Consider the following 15,269-nt stretch of genomic DNA (forward strand, 5'->3'; position numbering starts at 1 on the left):
TATCATTGTGGTGCTTACCTACAATTAGCAATGTTCTAAAACACACAATTACAAATAGTTAGCTGTAAGATTTTATATACATCTATTTAAACCAAAGGTACATTACCAAAAAAATTGGGTGTTAATCGAGTTATTGAGCTCACCAACGCCCATACCTCTATTTTTATGTGGTTAAACCAAACCATAATGAAAATAAAACTACCATTAGTCCGTACCAAGAAAATTGCATTGGGCATCTTTTCCTTATGTCTATTAAGTGCCATTCCCTATTTTTCGGGATCGGGCTTGGATAGTCCAGAACCTATGGGCGCTTTTTTAAACGGAGCATTCCCAGATAAATCCAATGCCAGCGATCCCTATATCAGTGTTTTTCCAAACTTGAGCTTTGATTCTCCATTGACCTTTACGCCGGTTCCCAATACCAACAAATTGGTTGTGGGCCAACGGGACGGTAAAATCTATTGGTTTGAAAATAGGAACGATGTTGCGGGCAAAAACCTTTTAAAAGATTACTCCAATGAGGTTGGTGTAGTTTGGGACGGAGGCTTTTTAGGTTTGTCCATTCACCCTGATTTTGGTACTAATGGTAAAAACTATTTTTATCTTTTCTATACGACCAAAGATGGACAAGGACGAGATTACCCAGATTCCTTCTTAAGTGGTTTTGGTTGCAGCAGGGAAGATTACTGGGGCGGCTTTTTAATTTTAAAAAGAATAGAGGTAGATCCCGTTTCAATGAATGTTATTGTTAACAGTAACCTTGAAATGATAAAAATGCGTATGTTCAGTTCCACTCACCGTGGTGGTGGAATGGCGTTTGGTGACGATGGTTTTCTGTATATCCCAACAGGTGACCAATCCGCTTATAGCAAACCACAGAACAGTACTACCAATTTAGATGGTGGCGTACTACGAATAGATGTGGACCAGGACCCAAATAAGAGTCATGCCCCAATAAGAAAAATGCCACAAGGAGGCCGTTTTCCTGATGAAATTTCAGGTGTTGGTTATGGTATTCCAAATGACAATCCTTTTTTAAGTCCAGACGGCAGCAGATTTGAAGAATATTATACCTTAGGCCATAGAAACCCTCATAGAATGACCAAGGATAAACTTACGGGAACCTTCTATATAGGGGAAATTGGTGAAGGTACACATGAAGAAATCAATATTATTAAACCAGGTAAAAATTACGGCTGGCCTGTATATGAAGGTTACTACAACCGTGGTACTTCCTGTACCAATTTATTGGATGGCATGCCACATGAAGGACCGTTGGTGGCTTTTCCACGATCGGACGCCAATGCACTTATAGGTGGCTATGTTTACAGAGGGGCGGCAATGCCGGATTATTATGGAAAATATATCTGTGCAGATTATGGCGTAGGTGAAGAAATATGGGCAGTGGACATTGTAACGGGAGCGTACGAGACAATTACCCAATTCTCGCCCACAAATATCATTTCATTTGGCGAAGATCATAATGGGGAGCTATACCTGCTCAGCCAAGGTAATAACGTAAAATTGTATAAGCTTAGACAACAAGGTGAATTAGAGGGCAGTGTGCCTCAACTATTATCAAAAACTGGAGCTTTTACCAATTTACAGACATTGGAAACAAATTCAGGAATATTACCCTATGAACTAATTGAATCCTTTTGGTCCGATGGTGCCGAGAAAAAACGTTGGATGGCGGTTCCAAATAACGGAACACACAACACACCTACAGAGCAAATTTCTTTTTCCGAAAATGGTGATTGGCAATTTCCGGTAGGCAGTGTTCTAATAAAACATTTTGAACTGCCCATAGATGAAAACAATCCGTCATTGACCAAGCGCTTGGAAACCAGGTTTTCCATAAAGGCCAGTACAGGGTCATTCTATTTTTTAACCTATAAATGGAACGAACAACAGACCGATGCCGTATTACTACCCAATGGCCTAGATGAAAACATTACCATTACCAAAACAGATGGCAGTACCGCCACACAAAAATGGAGCTACCCGTCTACTCAAGATTGTATTTCATGTCATAACCCTGCAACCGGTGGTGCCCTAGGTACCAATACTAGATATTTGAACAGTGATTATACCTACCAAAAAACAGGGCGTACAGCAAACCAATTGGTAACACTCAGTCATTTAGGTGTGCTTAACGAAACCATTACGGATGCAGCTACAGTTGATTTTCAAACATATAGGGCATTAGACGACCCATTGGCTACCTTAGATGAAAAAGCAAGGTCATATATGGACTTAAATTGTGCGTATTGCCATAGGCCCGGTGGTACGGGAGACAGGGCCCAGTTTGACCTTAGACTGTTCAACACTCTAGCCCAGACCGGTCTTTTTGATGCGGGTACCAATACACCCATAGGTATACCTGGAGAACGTATTTTTGTACCAGGTAATGCCGATGAATCTATTTTATTCCACAGAACAAATTCGGTCGACCCTAGTATTATGATGCCCCCAATTTCCAAAAACCAAGTTGATGCCAAGGCGGTGCAACTCATAAGGGATTGGATCGATCAAATGGACCCCGAAACTTGCGGAATACGTAATGTAACTGAAGATTTTAGCAACACCTCCGCTAATGAATGGACTACATCCGGAACGGCATCTACGGGTACTTTTGTAATAGCCGACCCCACAGCTCAGACTTCCTCTGGTATTCTAACACAACCAGAGGACGATCATAGCGCTACGGATAACAATGCGTTCTTCACCGCGACCAACACATCCGTTGGCGTTAATGATGTGGACGGAGGAGTAGCCATTGCAACTTCCCCTACCTATACCGTAGTAGACGAATCGGAACTGTCAATCTGGTATTTCTTTGGACAACGGGATGCCGGTGACGATAACAGTGATTATTTTCTTTTGGAATACTCAATTGACGGTGGGGCTACCTATACAACTTTGGCGTCTTATGGTGATGAGACCGTAGTGGCAAGTTGGACCAATGCTACCGCTATTATTCCTTCAAATTCCAACTTGGTCGTTAGGGTATCCGCAGCTGACGGACCTAATGATGGCGATATAGTGGAAGCAGGTATTGATGACTTTACCATTACATCAATTTGCCCGGACCCCATAAGGGTCACGGCGGTTGAATTGACTCCTGAAACATTAAATTTAATTGAAGGAACAACGCAACAATTGAATGCCCTTGTAAGCCCTGCAGATGCCGATGATATCTCGGTAACTTGGTCCTCCGACAACAATGACATTGCAACTGTGGATTCTAACGGTGTAGTAAATGCCATTCAGGAAGGGACTGCCACCGTTACGGTAACGACCAATGATGGTCAATTTATGGACACCACTGTAATTTCCGTTGAACGTGCCCAAATTCCAGTTACCGGTATTTCCCTTTCACTAGAAACATTGACACTTATCCAAGGCCAAGCCGCCACCCTAATCGCTACGGTGGCCCCACAAGATGCAGATGAAAAAGAGGTCGTATGGACTACGAATAACCCACAGGTTGCTACAGTGGACAATAATGGCAAGGTAACGGCAACAGGTTTGGGAGAAGCCAGCGTTACTGTAACGACCCTGGACGGAGGCTTTACGGCATCTACCTTTATTACGGTAAACTCTGCACCCAATGTTGAAATGTTAATTGCCCCAAACCCTGCAGATTATGTGGTTTATGTATACTTTGGGTATTCTGAGCCTTTGAACATCACAACCTTACATATTTATGACCAGAACAACAATCTTGTAAAAACATTTACCGATCCGGCATCTATCTTGGATGGTGAAAACTATAGATTGCCCATAGCAGATTTACCCATTGGAAACTATACGATAGAAGGTGTAAGTACCATAGGTATTTATCAAAAAACATTAAGCATTTTCAGGGAAAGTATTTCCGTAACGGGAATTACCCTTAGCTTACCGAACGCAAATGTACAGGTGGGCAATGAATTAACGTTAATACCTACAATAACTCCATCAAATGCAACCGATAAAACGGTACTATGGAATTCTGACAATTCCAATATTGTAACCGTGGATAGCTCTGGTAATATAAAAGGCGTATCCGAAGGTATTGCCACTATAACGGCAACAACGGTAGACGGAAATTTTACGGCTACAAGCACGGTGAACGTAAGTACCAACCCCGTTAACAATGTAACTATATTAATGGCCCCTACACCAGCGGATTATGTGGTCTATGTATTTTTTGATGCGTTGGAACCTTTGGAAATAACCGCCTTGCGTATTTATGATGACAATAAAATCTTGGTCAAAACTTTTGATGACCCTACATTGGTATTGGTAGAAGGTGATAACTATAGGCTTCTTATCAATGATCTGCCAGTGGGTGTTTATACTGTAGAAGGTGTGAGCACTACAGGAACGTACAGCAAGCAACTTACCATAGCCCGTGATAATGTACCGGTAACAGGTTTGACCTTAGGAATAACCACGGCCAATATGATCGTTGGGGAACAATTGACCATACCGGCAACGATTGTTCCATCAGATGCAACGGACAAGACCGTTATATGGAGCTCAAGTGACGAGACAATTGCTACGGTAAATGAATTTGGAACGGTAACAGCGTTATCACAAGGAGAAATAACCATTACGGCGATAACGGCAGATGGAGATTATGAAGCAACATCTACCATTACCGTAGAGCCCATAATAATGTTAATTGCCCCTAACCCGGCAACGTTTGTGATCTACGTATATTTTTATTCCCCCAACCCCATGGAAATATCGACTATAAATATTTATGATGCTATGGGAAGATTGGTCAAGACCTTTAATGACCCTGAAGCCACTTTGGTTGAAGGTAATAATTATAGGTTATTGGTAGAGGAATTGCCCTCAGGTTATTATTTTGTTGAAGGTGTTACGTCATTGGGAAATTATCAAAAACAAATTGTAATTGAATAATCGTCATTGTGAATATTTAAAAAGGCCATCTAGATCAGATGGCCTTTTTTTTTATGAATGTAATAATAATAATATACCCAGAAATACATTGACAAATAAAATTTTAGCATCAATTATAAGCACATCAAAATTCGTAAAAGGATACTGGTCAATCAGCCCGAATTTACCACGCTTTTTGTTACATTTAAAGAATATATGATGAACATTGATATGAAAAAATTTCTATTTCTTTTAATTACCATATGCACCGCCCAAAGCTATGCCCAAGATTCTACATTAATAAAGTCCAAAGTGGCCAATGCCATTACAGAACTTAAGGATTTTGTTTTATTACCAAATGATGCCAATAATGCAGATGATATTGATACCAACCTGTATTGGCTAAGAAAAAAATTTACGGAAAGAGGTTTTAACTCATCCATTCTGGAAACGGAAGGTTTACCCCTATTTTTTGCCGCTTTGCCCATAGACGACAATAAACCAACCATTTTATTCTATATGCACTTTGACGGCCAATCTGTGGACATTTCAAAATGGGACCAACAAAATCCGTACGAAGTGGTATTAAAATCTAAAGAAGAGGATGGTTGGAAAACCGAATCTTTTGATGCATTGAATGACGATATCAACTACAACTGGAGACTTTTTGGACGTTCTACATCAGATGACAAAGGACCTATTATCATGTTTTTAAACGCAATTGACATCTTACAAAAGGAACAAAAAACCCTACCCTTTAATATCAAAGTAATTTTGGATAGTGAAGAGGAAAAAAGTAGTGCTCCATTGCCAAAAGCGGTACGTGTCTATAGGGATTTATTAAAAGCGGATTATTTAATCATCAATGACGGTCCGGTTCATTCCTCTGGCAAGCCCACCATTGTATACGGTTGTAGAGGTATCACCACATTGTCCATTACTACATATGGTCCTTTAAGACCCCAACATAGTGGACACTATGGTAATTATGCACCAAACCCTGGAATGCAACTAGCCCATTTATTGTCATCTCTAAAGGATACCGATGGCAGGGTTCTCGTCAACGGATTCTATGATGGTATAGAACTAAATGAAGCTACTATGGCAGTTTTAAAAAGTGTACCTGACAATGCCAATGAAATAAATACAAATTTAGCAATTGCCAATCCGGAAAAGGTCGGCTCTTTTTATCAGGAATCCTTACAATATCCTTCCTTGAACATTAGGGGGCTGGGTTCCGGTTGGATCGGTAAGAATGCAAGAACAATCGTGCCTGCAGAAGCAACGGCAGAACTGGATATAAGATTGGTGCCAGAATCCGATGGCAATAGGTTGAAATCCTTGGTGAAAGAACATATTAAAAATCTTGGTTATCATGTAATGTCCACGGTCCCTACTAGGGAAGAACGTATGAAATTCGATAAAATAGTCACCATTATGGAAGGAAACGTAACGGATGCCTTTAGAACAGATTTGACCAACCCTTTTGGCAATGCCTTAGTGAAGACCATGGAATCCAAATTTGGCGAAAAACCCGTACAGATTAGAATCATGGGCGGTACCGTGCCTATTTCCCCATTTATCAATGAATTAAAAATACCGGCTTTTATCGTGCCTATGGTCAACCCGGACAATAATCAACATAGCCCAAACGAGAATCTAAAAATAGGACAGATTGCGTATGGTATACAATTGTTCCATGCTATACTTCATAGTACCGTCGTTCCCGAATAAATTGTTTTAACAGTTACTAACAAAGGTTTACAAGTGCCTTAACGGAAATTATAATTGATTTTTGTTAGTTTAAAGGTGAACTTAAAAAATGAAGAAAATGGGAATTATAAAAGATAATAAAAAGTTTAAAAGAAAGGTTGAACAAAGTAACCCTACCAACCCTACTGGAAATACGGATGTAGATACCAATAAATTTGATATTGACAAGGGTACAATAAAAGATCAACAAAATAAGATGTAACCATATTGACCTTAATACAAAAGCCCGATCTATATAGATCGGGCTTTTTATTGATATCACTATAGCTTTTTAGGCCGAGTTTCTACTTGCATTAATGTTGCCATATAAAGATCGGGTAACAATCTTTTCATACAGTTCCTTAAACTCGGTTCCTTCTCCAATGCGTTGCAGGGCATATTGTTGAATAACCAATAACGGCAATACTATATTTTCCCTTATGTTGATTGATTCCCTGGATATGGCTTCTTTTTCCATTAAGATTTCCATACCGGACAATTTGAGCAACATTGCTTTGGAAAGTTCATACTCAGCATGTAAAATATCCCAAAAAGCACCATATTCCTCATTTTCCTTCATATAGCTTGTAAGCTCAAAATAGCATTTGGACAAACTCATCATACTGTTCATCATCAAAGCTTGGAAAAAAGGTACTTGGTCATATAACCTTTTTGCCTCTTCAAACCTGCCATCATCCTCCAAGGTCTTGAGTGCGGATCCTATTCCATAATATCCGGGAACGTTTTGCTTTAATTGGCTCCAAGATCCCACAAAGGAGATTGCACGCAAATCACTAAGTTCCAGTTTAGCCTTATTACCGCGTTTACCCGGCCTACTACCAATATTTGCCTTGGTATAATATTTAAGCGTACTCATATTTTCCAAGTACGGCATAAATTTGTCATGGTGTTTTAGAGCGTCATACTTTTTAAAGCTCAATTCAGAAAGTTCTTCGATCAATGTCCTATCAGCATCGGAAATAGTTATTTCCTTTCCTAAAATGGTATTGGACAGCCCTGCGGTCAATAGCTGCTCACTGTTATAGATAAACTGTTCCTTTGTTCCATACGTACTGGTAATGGTCTGTCCCTGAATGGTCAATTGAATTTCGTTATTGGCCACCTTATTGGTCTGCGCTGCATAAAAACGATGTGTTTTTCCGCCACCCCTTGCCGGTGGCCCCCCCCTACCATCAAAAAATATTGCCGCTATATCATTTTCCTCACATACGGCGGAAAGTGATTCCTTGGTCTTTAAAATGGACCAATTGGCCTTGAGATAACCACCATCTTTGGTACCATCAGAAAAGCCTAGCATTATAGTCTGCTTTTTATTCCTATTCTCCAAATGCGCCTTGTATTCCGGTAAATTGAATAAGAACTGCATAGTTGCCTCGGCATTGTCCATACCTTTCATGGTTTCGAACAAAGGCACAATGTCAAAAGTAATATTCTTGCCTGACCAACCACACCATCTAAACAAAGCGTAAACAAAAAGTATGGAGAATACATCTTCAGAATTACTTATGATATAACGGTTACAGCCTTCTTCCCCATTTTTTTCCTGAATAGTCTGTAATTGCCAAATATTCTTAATGGTATCCTTTACGATTTCCTCGTCATAATCATTAGCTGTCAACTGAAGGTCTTCATGTAATAAAATATCTATGAGACGGTCTTGGGATAATTCGCTTAGTTCAGTTTTTATTAGGCCATGTTTTTTTAAGACCTCGGTCATTACCTTAGTATGCATACTATGGTCCTGACGAATATCTATTGTAGCAAAATGTACCTTAAAAATTTTCACCTTATCTATAAAACGATCTAAATCGCTTAAGTAAAGACTCTGGTATTTATCAATTAAAATTGCACGAATTTCTTCCAAGGGTACCATTAGATCATCATAACCGATATCCTTTGTACTATCAAACATAGCAATATACAAATTGGACCGAAGTTTATGCAAAGGTTCCTGCACCGCCTTGAACGTAAGTTTATGCAACAATCCTTTAAGATCATTGTAATAGCATTTCATTAAGGTCAACCGTAGTTCGTTCATTACATCCTTGGTAATATCTGCCGTTACGAACGGGTTACCGTCACGATCTCCACCTGGCCAAAAACCTAACTTAACAATATCATGGTTCTCAAACTTTTTAGCACCAACACTTCCCTTTATATAGGCATACATATCACCAATGGCATCATAGTACACATGTCTTAGGGTATAGATTATATTTTTGGCCTCATCTAAAGGAGTGGGTTTTTTAGCATTGATCAAAGAGGTAAGGCCTAATTGCTGTAACCCCACATCTATTTCATCAATTTTATCTTCAAGGATAAGCGTCCTTAAATTGGTAATAATATCAAGAACCGCCGGGGTATAGAATTGTGTAGGATGGGCCGTTAAAACAATTCTTGCACTAAACGTGCTCAACTTGTCCCAAATGGTATCCCACGCATTGTTCTTCTCAACCAACTGAAAATAGTCCTTTAACGATAATGAACTAGAGTGCTTGTGCAATTTTGGAAACGCCGCATCTTCCACACTATCATAAAGCACCACTTGGCGCTCTACATATTGTATAATGCGAAACATAAAATCTATTTGCTCCTTTTCAGATTTTGTATCCACAAAATTCTCAAAAAAGTTTTCTAGGATTTCCTTGGGATTTAACCCGTTGCTCAACCCTTTTTCCGACTGATTCAGTAATAAAGGAATTAGCATACCTACATTCTCAATATTCTCGTACGGAAGATTAAGAAATAGACTATTGTAAACATTAAACTTATTCTGGACAGACTTCTTAAATTCTGCCAACCTTTCTTTTTGCTGCATATTTCAAAAACTTTATGCCACTAACTATTTGGCAAACATGATAAATTTCGTGTATAAATATCGCTAATCCTAAAGAATCTAGGGCATGATTTTAGCGAAATATCAGAATACTGGCAGGATACCACAAAATTGTACGTATTCACAACAAATATTCCAAAAAACAGCACTACCCCTATACCTTTACTTTGTAATTAAGTAAATAAATTTTCATTTTCATATAGTGTTCTCGTAAAAGAGTCTTGTCTACAAAGCAAGACTCTTTTTAGTTTATACCACTTTTAAAAATAATCTTTATACTGCATTACACGAAAATCCAAAGTAGTAAACTCCGGGTTGTTCAATTTTAATTTTTTGTAACTTTCCAAACTCCCAACTGCCCTATTTGCAGCCCCGGATGGTGCCGTTAACGATACGGTCTTAATCTCCACTCCTGTTTTTGGATGAATAAACCTATGTATCCTAGGAACCTCATCGCTAATTTTTTTTAAGGAGATACCGTAATCCCTTAAGTGCTTACGAAAAAAATATTCCGGACCATTTTTACTGTTACCCCCCGTAAACAATAATATTTCTACTTTAGGATATTCTTCAAGATAGGATAAAACATTACGCAGAACAATTTGTTGCATGCCAATATCGGAAGCATCTATTTTATTTCTTTTGGCCGCAGCGACTATATCACATATACCAATTTTATGTTGTTTAAGAAAGCGCTTTCGTTGGTCTACCGCTTCTTGTGTGGTCTCAAACCTTAAGTTTAAATTGTAGATACGGTCCAATATGGGCCATAATTGACCATCACGACTGCCATAACAGAAGTCTACATCACCCTCCTTTAATTCTCCCGTGGTAAACCTTGGTGGCGGCAAGGTACCTACAATTAACTTTACCGTATCTTTTTGTATAAATGGTTTGTAAGGATGGGTATGTAAAAACATAAACGGGTCAAGGGTTTAATTACATGAGTCCAAGAAAATATCCATTCCTTTCTAAATTACTAACTTTAAATGAATGTATAAACTTAAATTATGGGCAAAGGAGACAAAAAATCTAAAAAAGGTAAAATTTCAAATAATTCCTATGGAGCCAGAAGACCTAGAAAAATCAAAAAAAGGCCTACAGTTGAAGAAAAAATTAAGGTGAATAAGAAAAAATAAAACTATTCGTCTATCCTAAATGTCAGCGCTATATTTTCCTCTTCATCAATGGTTATTTGATACGTATAAAAACCAACAGGCAATGTATCTGAAGGCACTTCCTCAGGAAAATAATTATAACTTGTTGAATCTGTTAAAATGGTCAATGCAGTAGTTTGGTATGCCGTATCATATTCCAAATATGATGAAAATTCGTCAGGTGCAATATTTTCATAAACGGTGTCGCGTTGGGTTATCCGTACCTCGTTAAAAAAGAATGGGGTACTATTTTGTATCCTAATGTTTACCATATCAATATTATCATCCCTATCGGTACAAGAAAACAAAAGAACCAAACCAAGAACAGCTAGTAAGAATACCCTTTTCATATATGTTATTTAACTATAATCAATAACGTAAAAGCGTAGATAATATTTTACCTTATAAATACGGGCTGGTTCTGTTTTACGGTATGTTCTGGGCTAAATTGGTAATCATCCAAATTAAATCCTTTTATATCGTCCAAGGTATTTGCATTATGATCAATGATATACCGTACCATAGACCCCCTAGCCTTCTTAGCAAAAAAACTGATGATTTTTAGTTTATCATTTTTCCAATCTTTAAAAACGGGAGTAATGATAGTTGCCTTAATATTTTTGGGCTGTAATACATTATAATATTCATTACTGGCAAGATTGACCAACAATTCTCCTTCTTTCATCTCATTATTTACAAATTTGGTGAGCCTATCTCCCCAATATTCGTACAGGTTTTTTTTTCTTCCAATTTTTAACGAGGTACCCATTTCCAATCTGTAAGGTTGCATAAGGTCCAGAGGTTTTAATATACCGTATTGGCCCGATAAAATTCGTAGCTTTTGTTGAAGTTCCATTATTTTATCCTCTGACATGGAATAGGCATCCAACCCTTGGTACACATCTCCACTAAACGCAAAAATTGCCTGCCTTGCATTTTTTGGTGTAAAAGGAGTGGTAAAATCTTGATTTCGCTGCCAATTCAATTCTGCCAATTTATCTGATATGGACATAAGCTCTGACAGGGCCTTAGGTTTTTTCTTGGACAATATCTTATTGAGCTTAATGGCATCATCTATAAACTTGGGTTGCGTATATTCCTTTACAGGAAGTGTACTCTCATAATCCAATGATTTGGCCGGCGAAATAATAATTTTCATAATGCAATTTTATTTGACCACAAAAATAAAGAGGAAATAAAGGAAGACCAATAGAATCTTATATAAGACTTTTAATGATACTATTGAAAAATCCTATTCTATACTGTTTTTAGTGTATTGGCGCCACTTTTCTATAGCATTGACCATATCTTCCGGTAATTCAGAATCAAAACTCATATGCTTGCCCGTGACCGGATGAGTAAATCCTAAAGTTTTGGCATGTAAGGCTTGTCTGGGCAGTAACTTAAAGGTATTTTCCACAAATTGCTTGTACTTGGTGAAGGTAGTTCCTTTTAATATACGTTCTCCCCCATAACGCTCGTCATTGAACAAGGTATGGCCTATGTATTTCATATGCACACGTATTTGGTGCGTTCTACCGGTTTCCAATCTACACGAAACCAATGTAACATACCCCAAACGTTCCAGTACCTTAAAATGCGTTACAGCTTCTTTACCTTCTTCACCATCTGGAAAAACATGCATCTGTAGCCTGTTTTTAGGATTTCTTCCTACATTTCCTTCAATAGTACCTTCATCTTCCTCCACATTACCCCAAACCAAAGCAATATATTCACGCTCAGAAGTTTTATCAAAAAATTGCTTTGCCAAATGGGTCATTGCGGCTTCGGTCTTTGCAACGACCAACAATCCGGAAGTATCCTTGTCTATCCTATGAACTAATCCTGGTCGTTCGTTACTATTTACCGGTAAGTTATCCGTATGGTGTATAAGTGCATTGATCAAGGTTCCCGAATAATTGCCATGACCGGGATGTACTACCATACCTGCAGGTTTATTAACCACCAATAGCACTTCATCCTCATAGACAATATCCAATGGAATATCTTCTGGAATCAATAAAAATTCATGTGGTGGATGCTCAAACATGACTTTTACCTCATCTCCCGCCTTTACCTTGTAATTAGATTTTACGATTTCGTCATTTACCCAAACATGACCATCTTTTGCTGCTTGTTGAATTTTGTTCCGTGTAGCGTTCTCTATAAAGTTCATTAAAAACTTATCTACCCTTAACGGCACTTGACCTTTTGAAGCTATAACACGATGGTGTTCAAAAAGTTCGCCATCTTCATTTTCGGGTTGTTCAATATTGCTCATTCCTGTTCTGAATCTGCTTTTATTATAGCACGTTCCGGTATTGAACCATTACCACAAATCAATTCTATTTTTGATGTTTTAGGTAATTTATCACCTGGCTTAATATATTTTCCCTTAAATTTTAATTGGTACACCATATCCTTACCCAATTCATCTACATAAGTAACGCGCTCAACATCCAGACCAACAGCCTTTAGCATAGAGGAAGCATTTCTCTTGGTGACTTGTATTATTTTTGGCACGGTCACTTTCTTATAGCCAGAAGGGTTTACGGTGAAATATATTTTCCTATTGGTCTTTACCTTGGCCCCGGCAGAAGGGGTTTGTTCTATAATAGAAAACCTAGGATAATCTGGATTGTAATTCGCCGAATCTAAAACCTCATATCTAAGACCTGCATCTTCAATGGATTTTCGCATTTCCATGACCGATTGTTTAGAAAAGTCCGGAACCTCCACAAATTCACCATGATTAGTGGTGCTCTTAAGCCAATTCAAGACTAAAAAAATTATGATTATGGATAATAAAAGGGCGAGACCTAACTGAATTAAAAAGGTCTTACTCCTTAAAAAATTTAAAAAATTTCTCATACGTACAGTTTGACCCAACAAATATAGTGAATGCCCCCTTACCAATTGGCGGCTTCTTTTCGTAAGTTCCCTTCAACTTTATCAACCCTTAACGAAAATTAATGGTGGATGTCCCTTTTTTATTTTGCTCCAATACTTCATCTTTGCCATAACATTCTCTTTTTGTAAAATTCATGAAAAAAAATATAGCAATTATAATGGGCGGCTATTCCAGCGAATATAAAATTTCGCTTAAAAGTGGCAATGTAGTCTATACTTATTTGGATAAAGAAAAGTTTAATCTATACCGTATACATATTTTTAAGGATAAATGGGTTTATGTAGATGATGCCGGTACAGAAGTACCAATTGACCGTAACAACTTTTCCATATCTTTAAATGGCACCACCATAACCTTTGATTGTGTTTTTAATGCCATACATGGAACGCCAGGAGAAGACGGACTCATGCAGGCCTATTTTAAACTGCTGAACATACCGCATACTTCTTGTGGATTTTACCAAGCCGCACTTACCTTTAACAAAAGAGATTTGCTTAGTGTTTTAAAACCTTATGGCATAAAATCCGCCCCTGCCTTTTATTTAAATTTAGGGGACAAAATCAATGAAACAGATATTATTAATAAAGTGCAATTACCATGTTTTGTCAAGGCCAATAAATCTGGTAGTAGCTATGGTATTACCAAAGTCTATAAAAAGGAAGAATTAAGGAACGCCATTGCCACAGCCTATAAAGAGGACGATGAAATTATTATTGAAGGTTTTTTGGAAGGTACGGAAGTTTCTGTTGGTGTATTAAAAATCAATGGAATTACCACGGTATTACCTATTACTGAGATTGTAAGTGAAAACGATTTTTTTGATTACGAAGCTAAATATGAAGGTAAATCCCAAGAAATAACCCCGGCAAGAATCAATGACGAGCAACTTGCCAATGTAACCACCGTATCCAAAAAAATATATGATATACTGAAAATGACCGGTTTTTCCAGAAGCGAATTTATTTTTATTGGCAATGAACCGTATTTGTTGGAGATGAATACCACACCAGGATTGACCACAGAAAGTATTTTACCCCAACAGGCCAAAGAAGCAGGTATAACCTTGCCCCAGCTATTTGAAAATGCCATTATAGAAGCATTGTCCTAATTTGCCTATATTTAGAACGTAAAATACATTTATGAGACGCGCAATTTTTCCCGGTTCTTTTGACCCCTTGACCTTGGGGCACCATGATATCATTATGCGGGGTATTACCCTTTTTGATGAAATAATTATTGCCATAGGTAAGAATGCCGATAAAAAATATATGTTCACATTAGAGCAGCGCATAAAATTCATTACTGAAACTTTTAAGGGCCAACCTTCCATTTCGGTAAAATCCTATCAAGGGCTTACGGTAGATTTTTGTAAGAAAGTAAACGCCAATTTTATTTTAAGGGGACTAAGAAATCCAGGGGATTTTGAATTTGAGAAGGCTATTGCCCATACGAACAGAAAATTATCTGAGATAGAAACCGTGTTTTTATTGACCTCATCGGGCAAATCCTATATCAGTTCCTCTATTGTAAGGGATGTAATACGTAATAATGGTGATTATACCGGGCTGGTACCTCCTTTTGTAAGAAAATAGAGAAAAAGACCCTTTACACCACACAAAAACAGTTTTCAACAACACTTATTGATAAAATGACAACAAATCGGCTTTAAAAATTAGAATATTCCATTATTTTAGTA

General features: G+C 37.9%; 12 protein-coding genes. 6 read left to right on the top strand and 6 right to left on the bottom strand.

The genetic code is table 11. The features are described 5' to 3' along the window. The first annotated feature begins 186 nt into the window (after nucleotides 1–186). The 3 genes from Q2T41_RS04270 to Q2T41_RS04280 all read left to right on the top strand — a co-directional run bounded on the left by Q2T41_RS04270 (nucleotide 187) and on the right by Q2T41_RS04280 (nucleotide 6,871). A complete protein-coding gene (locus Q2T41_RS04270; protein WP_304435075.1) occupies nucleotides 187–4,917 on the top strand; it encodes an Ig-like domain-containing protein in 4,731 nt (1,576 codons plus the stop codon). Nucleotides 4,918–5,127: 210 nt separating this feature from the next. Beyond that, the gene (locus tag Q2T41_RS04275) at nucleotides 5,128–6,630 is read left to right on the top strand and encodes a M20/M25/M40 family metallo-hydrolase (protein WP_304435076.1); all 1,503 of its coding nucleotides are present in this window, start codon (nucleotides 5,128–5,130) and stop codon (nucleotides 6,628–6,630) included. A 97-nt stretch (nucleotides 6,631–6,727) separates the two neighbouring features. Continuing rightward, nucleotides 6,728–6,871, top strand: coding sequence for a hypothetical protein (locus Q2T41_RS04280; protein ID WP_179213228.1), 144 nt, complete (start codon nucleotides 6,728–6,730; stop codon nucleotides 6,869–6,871). A gap of 69 nt (nucleotides 6,872–6,940) precedes the next feature. On the opposite strand, the gene Q2T41_RS04285 is transcribed toward Q2T41_RS04280, so the two are convergent. Both Q2T41_RS04285 and Q2T41_RS04290 read right to left on the bottom strand, forming a co-directional pair. Next, nucleotides 6,941–9,487: a phosphoenolpyruvate carboxylase gene (locus Q2T41_RS04285; protein ID WP_304435077.1), complete on the bottom strand. Its 2,547-nt coding sequence runs from the start codon at nucleotides 9,485–9,487 to the stop codon at nucleotides 6,941–6,943. Between the two features lie 278 nt (nucleotides 9,488–9,765). After that, on the bottom strand, nucleotides 9,766–10,425 hold the full coding sequence (locus Q2T41_RS04290) for a uracil-DNA glycosylase family protein (protein ID WP_304435078.1): 660 nt from the start codon (nucleotides 10,423–10,425) through the stop codon (nucleotides 9,766–9,768). Between the two features lie 90 nt (nucleotides 10,426–10,515). Between Q2T41_RS04290 and Q2T41_RS04295 the strand changes: the two genes are divergently transcribed. Beyond that, complete coding sequence (locus Q2T41_RS04295) at nucleotides 10,516–10,644, top strand: 30S ribosomal protein THX (RefSeq protein WP_304435079.1); 129 nt, start codon at nucleotides 10,516–10,518, stop codon at nucleotides 10,642–10,644. Nucleotides 10,645–10,646: 2 nt separating this feature from the next. Here the strand turns inward: Q2T41_RS04295 and Q2T41_RS04300 are convergent, their stop codons facing one another. The 4 genes from Q2T41_RS04300 to Q2T41_RS04315 form a co-directional block, all read right to left on the bottom strand. Beyond that, nucleotides 10,647–11,012 (bottom strand): hypothetical protein, encoded by a 366-nt coding sequence (locus Q2T41_RS04300; RefSeq protein WP_304435080.1) that lies wholly within the window; start codon nucleotides 11,010–11,012, stop codon nucleotides 10,647–10,649. A gap of 47 nt (nucleotides 11,013–11,059) precedes the next feature. Further along, complete coding sequence (yaaA, locus tag Q2T41_RS04305) at nucleotides 11,060–11,821, bottom strand: peroxide stress protein YaaA (protein WP_304435081.1); 762 nt, start codon at nucleotides 11,819–11,821, stop codon at nucleotides 11,060–11,062. A 93-nt stretch (nucleotides 11,822–11,914) separates the two neighbouring features. After that, nucleotides 11,915–12,943: an RluA family pseudouridine synthase gene (locus Q2T41_RS04310; protein WP_144801610.1), complete on the bottom strand. Its 1,029-nt coding sequence runs from the start codon at nucleotides 12,941–12,943 to the stop codon at nucleotides 11,915–11,917. After that, complete coding sequence (locus tag Q2T41_RS04315) at nucleotides 12,940–13,533, bottom strand: PASTA domain-containing protein (RefSeq protein WP_304435082.1); 594 nt, start codon at nucleotides 13,531–13,533, stop codon at nucleotides 12,940–12,942. Before Q2T41_RS04315 ends, Q2T41_RS04310 begins: the two co-directional genes overlap by 4 nt. Nucleotides 13,534–13,706: 173 nt before the next feature. Here Q2T41_RS04315 and Q2T41_RS04320 point away from each other — a divergent pair, with 173 nt between their 5' ends. Together Q2T41_RS04320 and coaD are read left to right on the top strand one after the other, a co-directional pair. Continuing rightward, on the top strand, nucleotides 13,707–14,681 hold the full coding sequence (locus Q2T41_RS04320) for a D-alanine--D-alanine ligase (RefSeq protein WP_304435083.1): 975 nt from the start codon (nucleotides 13,707–13,709) through the stop codon (nucleotides 14,679–14,681). A 31-nt stretch (nucleotides 14,682–14,712) separates the two neighbouring features. Beyond that, nucleotides 14,713–15,165 (top strand): pantetheine-phosphate adenylyltransferase, encoded by a 453-nt coding sequence (gene coaD / locus Q2T41_RS04325; RefSeq protein ID WP_304435084.1) that lies wholly within the window; start codon nucleotides 14,713–14,715, stop codon nucleotides 15,163–15,165. The last annotated feature ends 104 nt before the right edge of the window (nucleotides 15,166–15,269 follow it).

Origin of the sequence: Maribacter confluentis, assembly GCF_030505015.1 — a bacterium.
In the GTDB taxonomy this organism is placed as follows: Bacteria; Bacteroidota; Bacteroidia; order Flavobacteriales; family Flavobacteriaceae; genus Maribacter; species Maribacter sedimenticola.

Excerpts from the sequence above, each read along its gene's own strand:
- Q2T41_RS04280 (WP_179213228.1), top strand. The coding sequence starts at position 6,728 with ATGGGAATTATAAAAGATAATAAAAAGTTTAAAAGAAAGGTTGAACAA.
- Q2T41_RS04310 (WP_144801610.1), bottom strand. The coding sequence starts at position 12,943 with ATGAGCAATATTGAACAACCCGAAAATGAAGATGGCGAACTTTTTGAA.
- Q2T41_RS04300 (WP_304435080.1), bottom strand. The coding sequence starts at position 11,012 with ATGAAAAGGGTATTCTTACTAGCTGTTCTTGGTTTGGTTCTTTTGTTT.
- Q2T41_RS04320 (WP_304435083.1), top strand. The coding sequence starts at position 13,707 with ATGAAAAAAAATATAGCAATTATAATGGGCGGCTATTCCAGCGAATAT.
- yaaA (WP_304435081.1), bottom strand. The coding sequence starts at position 11,821 with ATGAAAATTATTATTTCGCCGGCCAAATCATTGGATTATGAGAGTACA.
- coaD (WP_304435084.1), top strand. The coding sequence starts at position 14,713 with ATGAGACGCGCAATTTTTCCCGGTTCTTTTGACCCCTTGACCTTGGGG.
- Q2T41_RS04315 (WP_304435082.1), bottom strand. The coding sequence starts at position 13,533 with ATGAGAAATTTTTTAAATTTTTTAAGGAGTAAGACCTTTTTAATTCAG.
- Q2T41_RS04285 (WP_304435077.1), bottom strand. The coding sequence starts at position 9,487 with ATGCAGCAAAAAGAAAGGTTGGCAGAATTTAAGAAGTCTGTCCAGAAT.
- Q2T41_RS04275 (WP_304435076.1), top strand. The coding sequence starts at position 5,128 with ATGAAAAAATTTCTATTTCTTTTAATTACCATATGCACCGCCCAAAGC.
- Q2T41_RS04295 (WP_304435079.1), top strand. The coding sequence starts at position 10,516 with ATGGGCAAAGGAGACAAAAAATCTAAAAAAGGTAAAATTTCAAATAAT.
- Q2T41_RS04290 (WP_304435078.1), bottom strand. The coding sequence starts at position 10,425 with ATGTTTTTACATACCCATCCTTACAAACCATTTATACAAAAAGATACG.
- Q2T41_RS04270 (WP_304435075.1), top strand. The coding sequence starts at position 187 with ATGAAAATAAAACTACCATTAGTCCGTACCAAGAAAATTGCATTGGGC.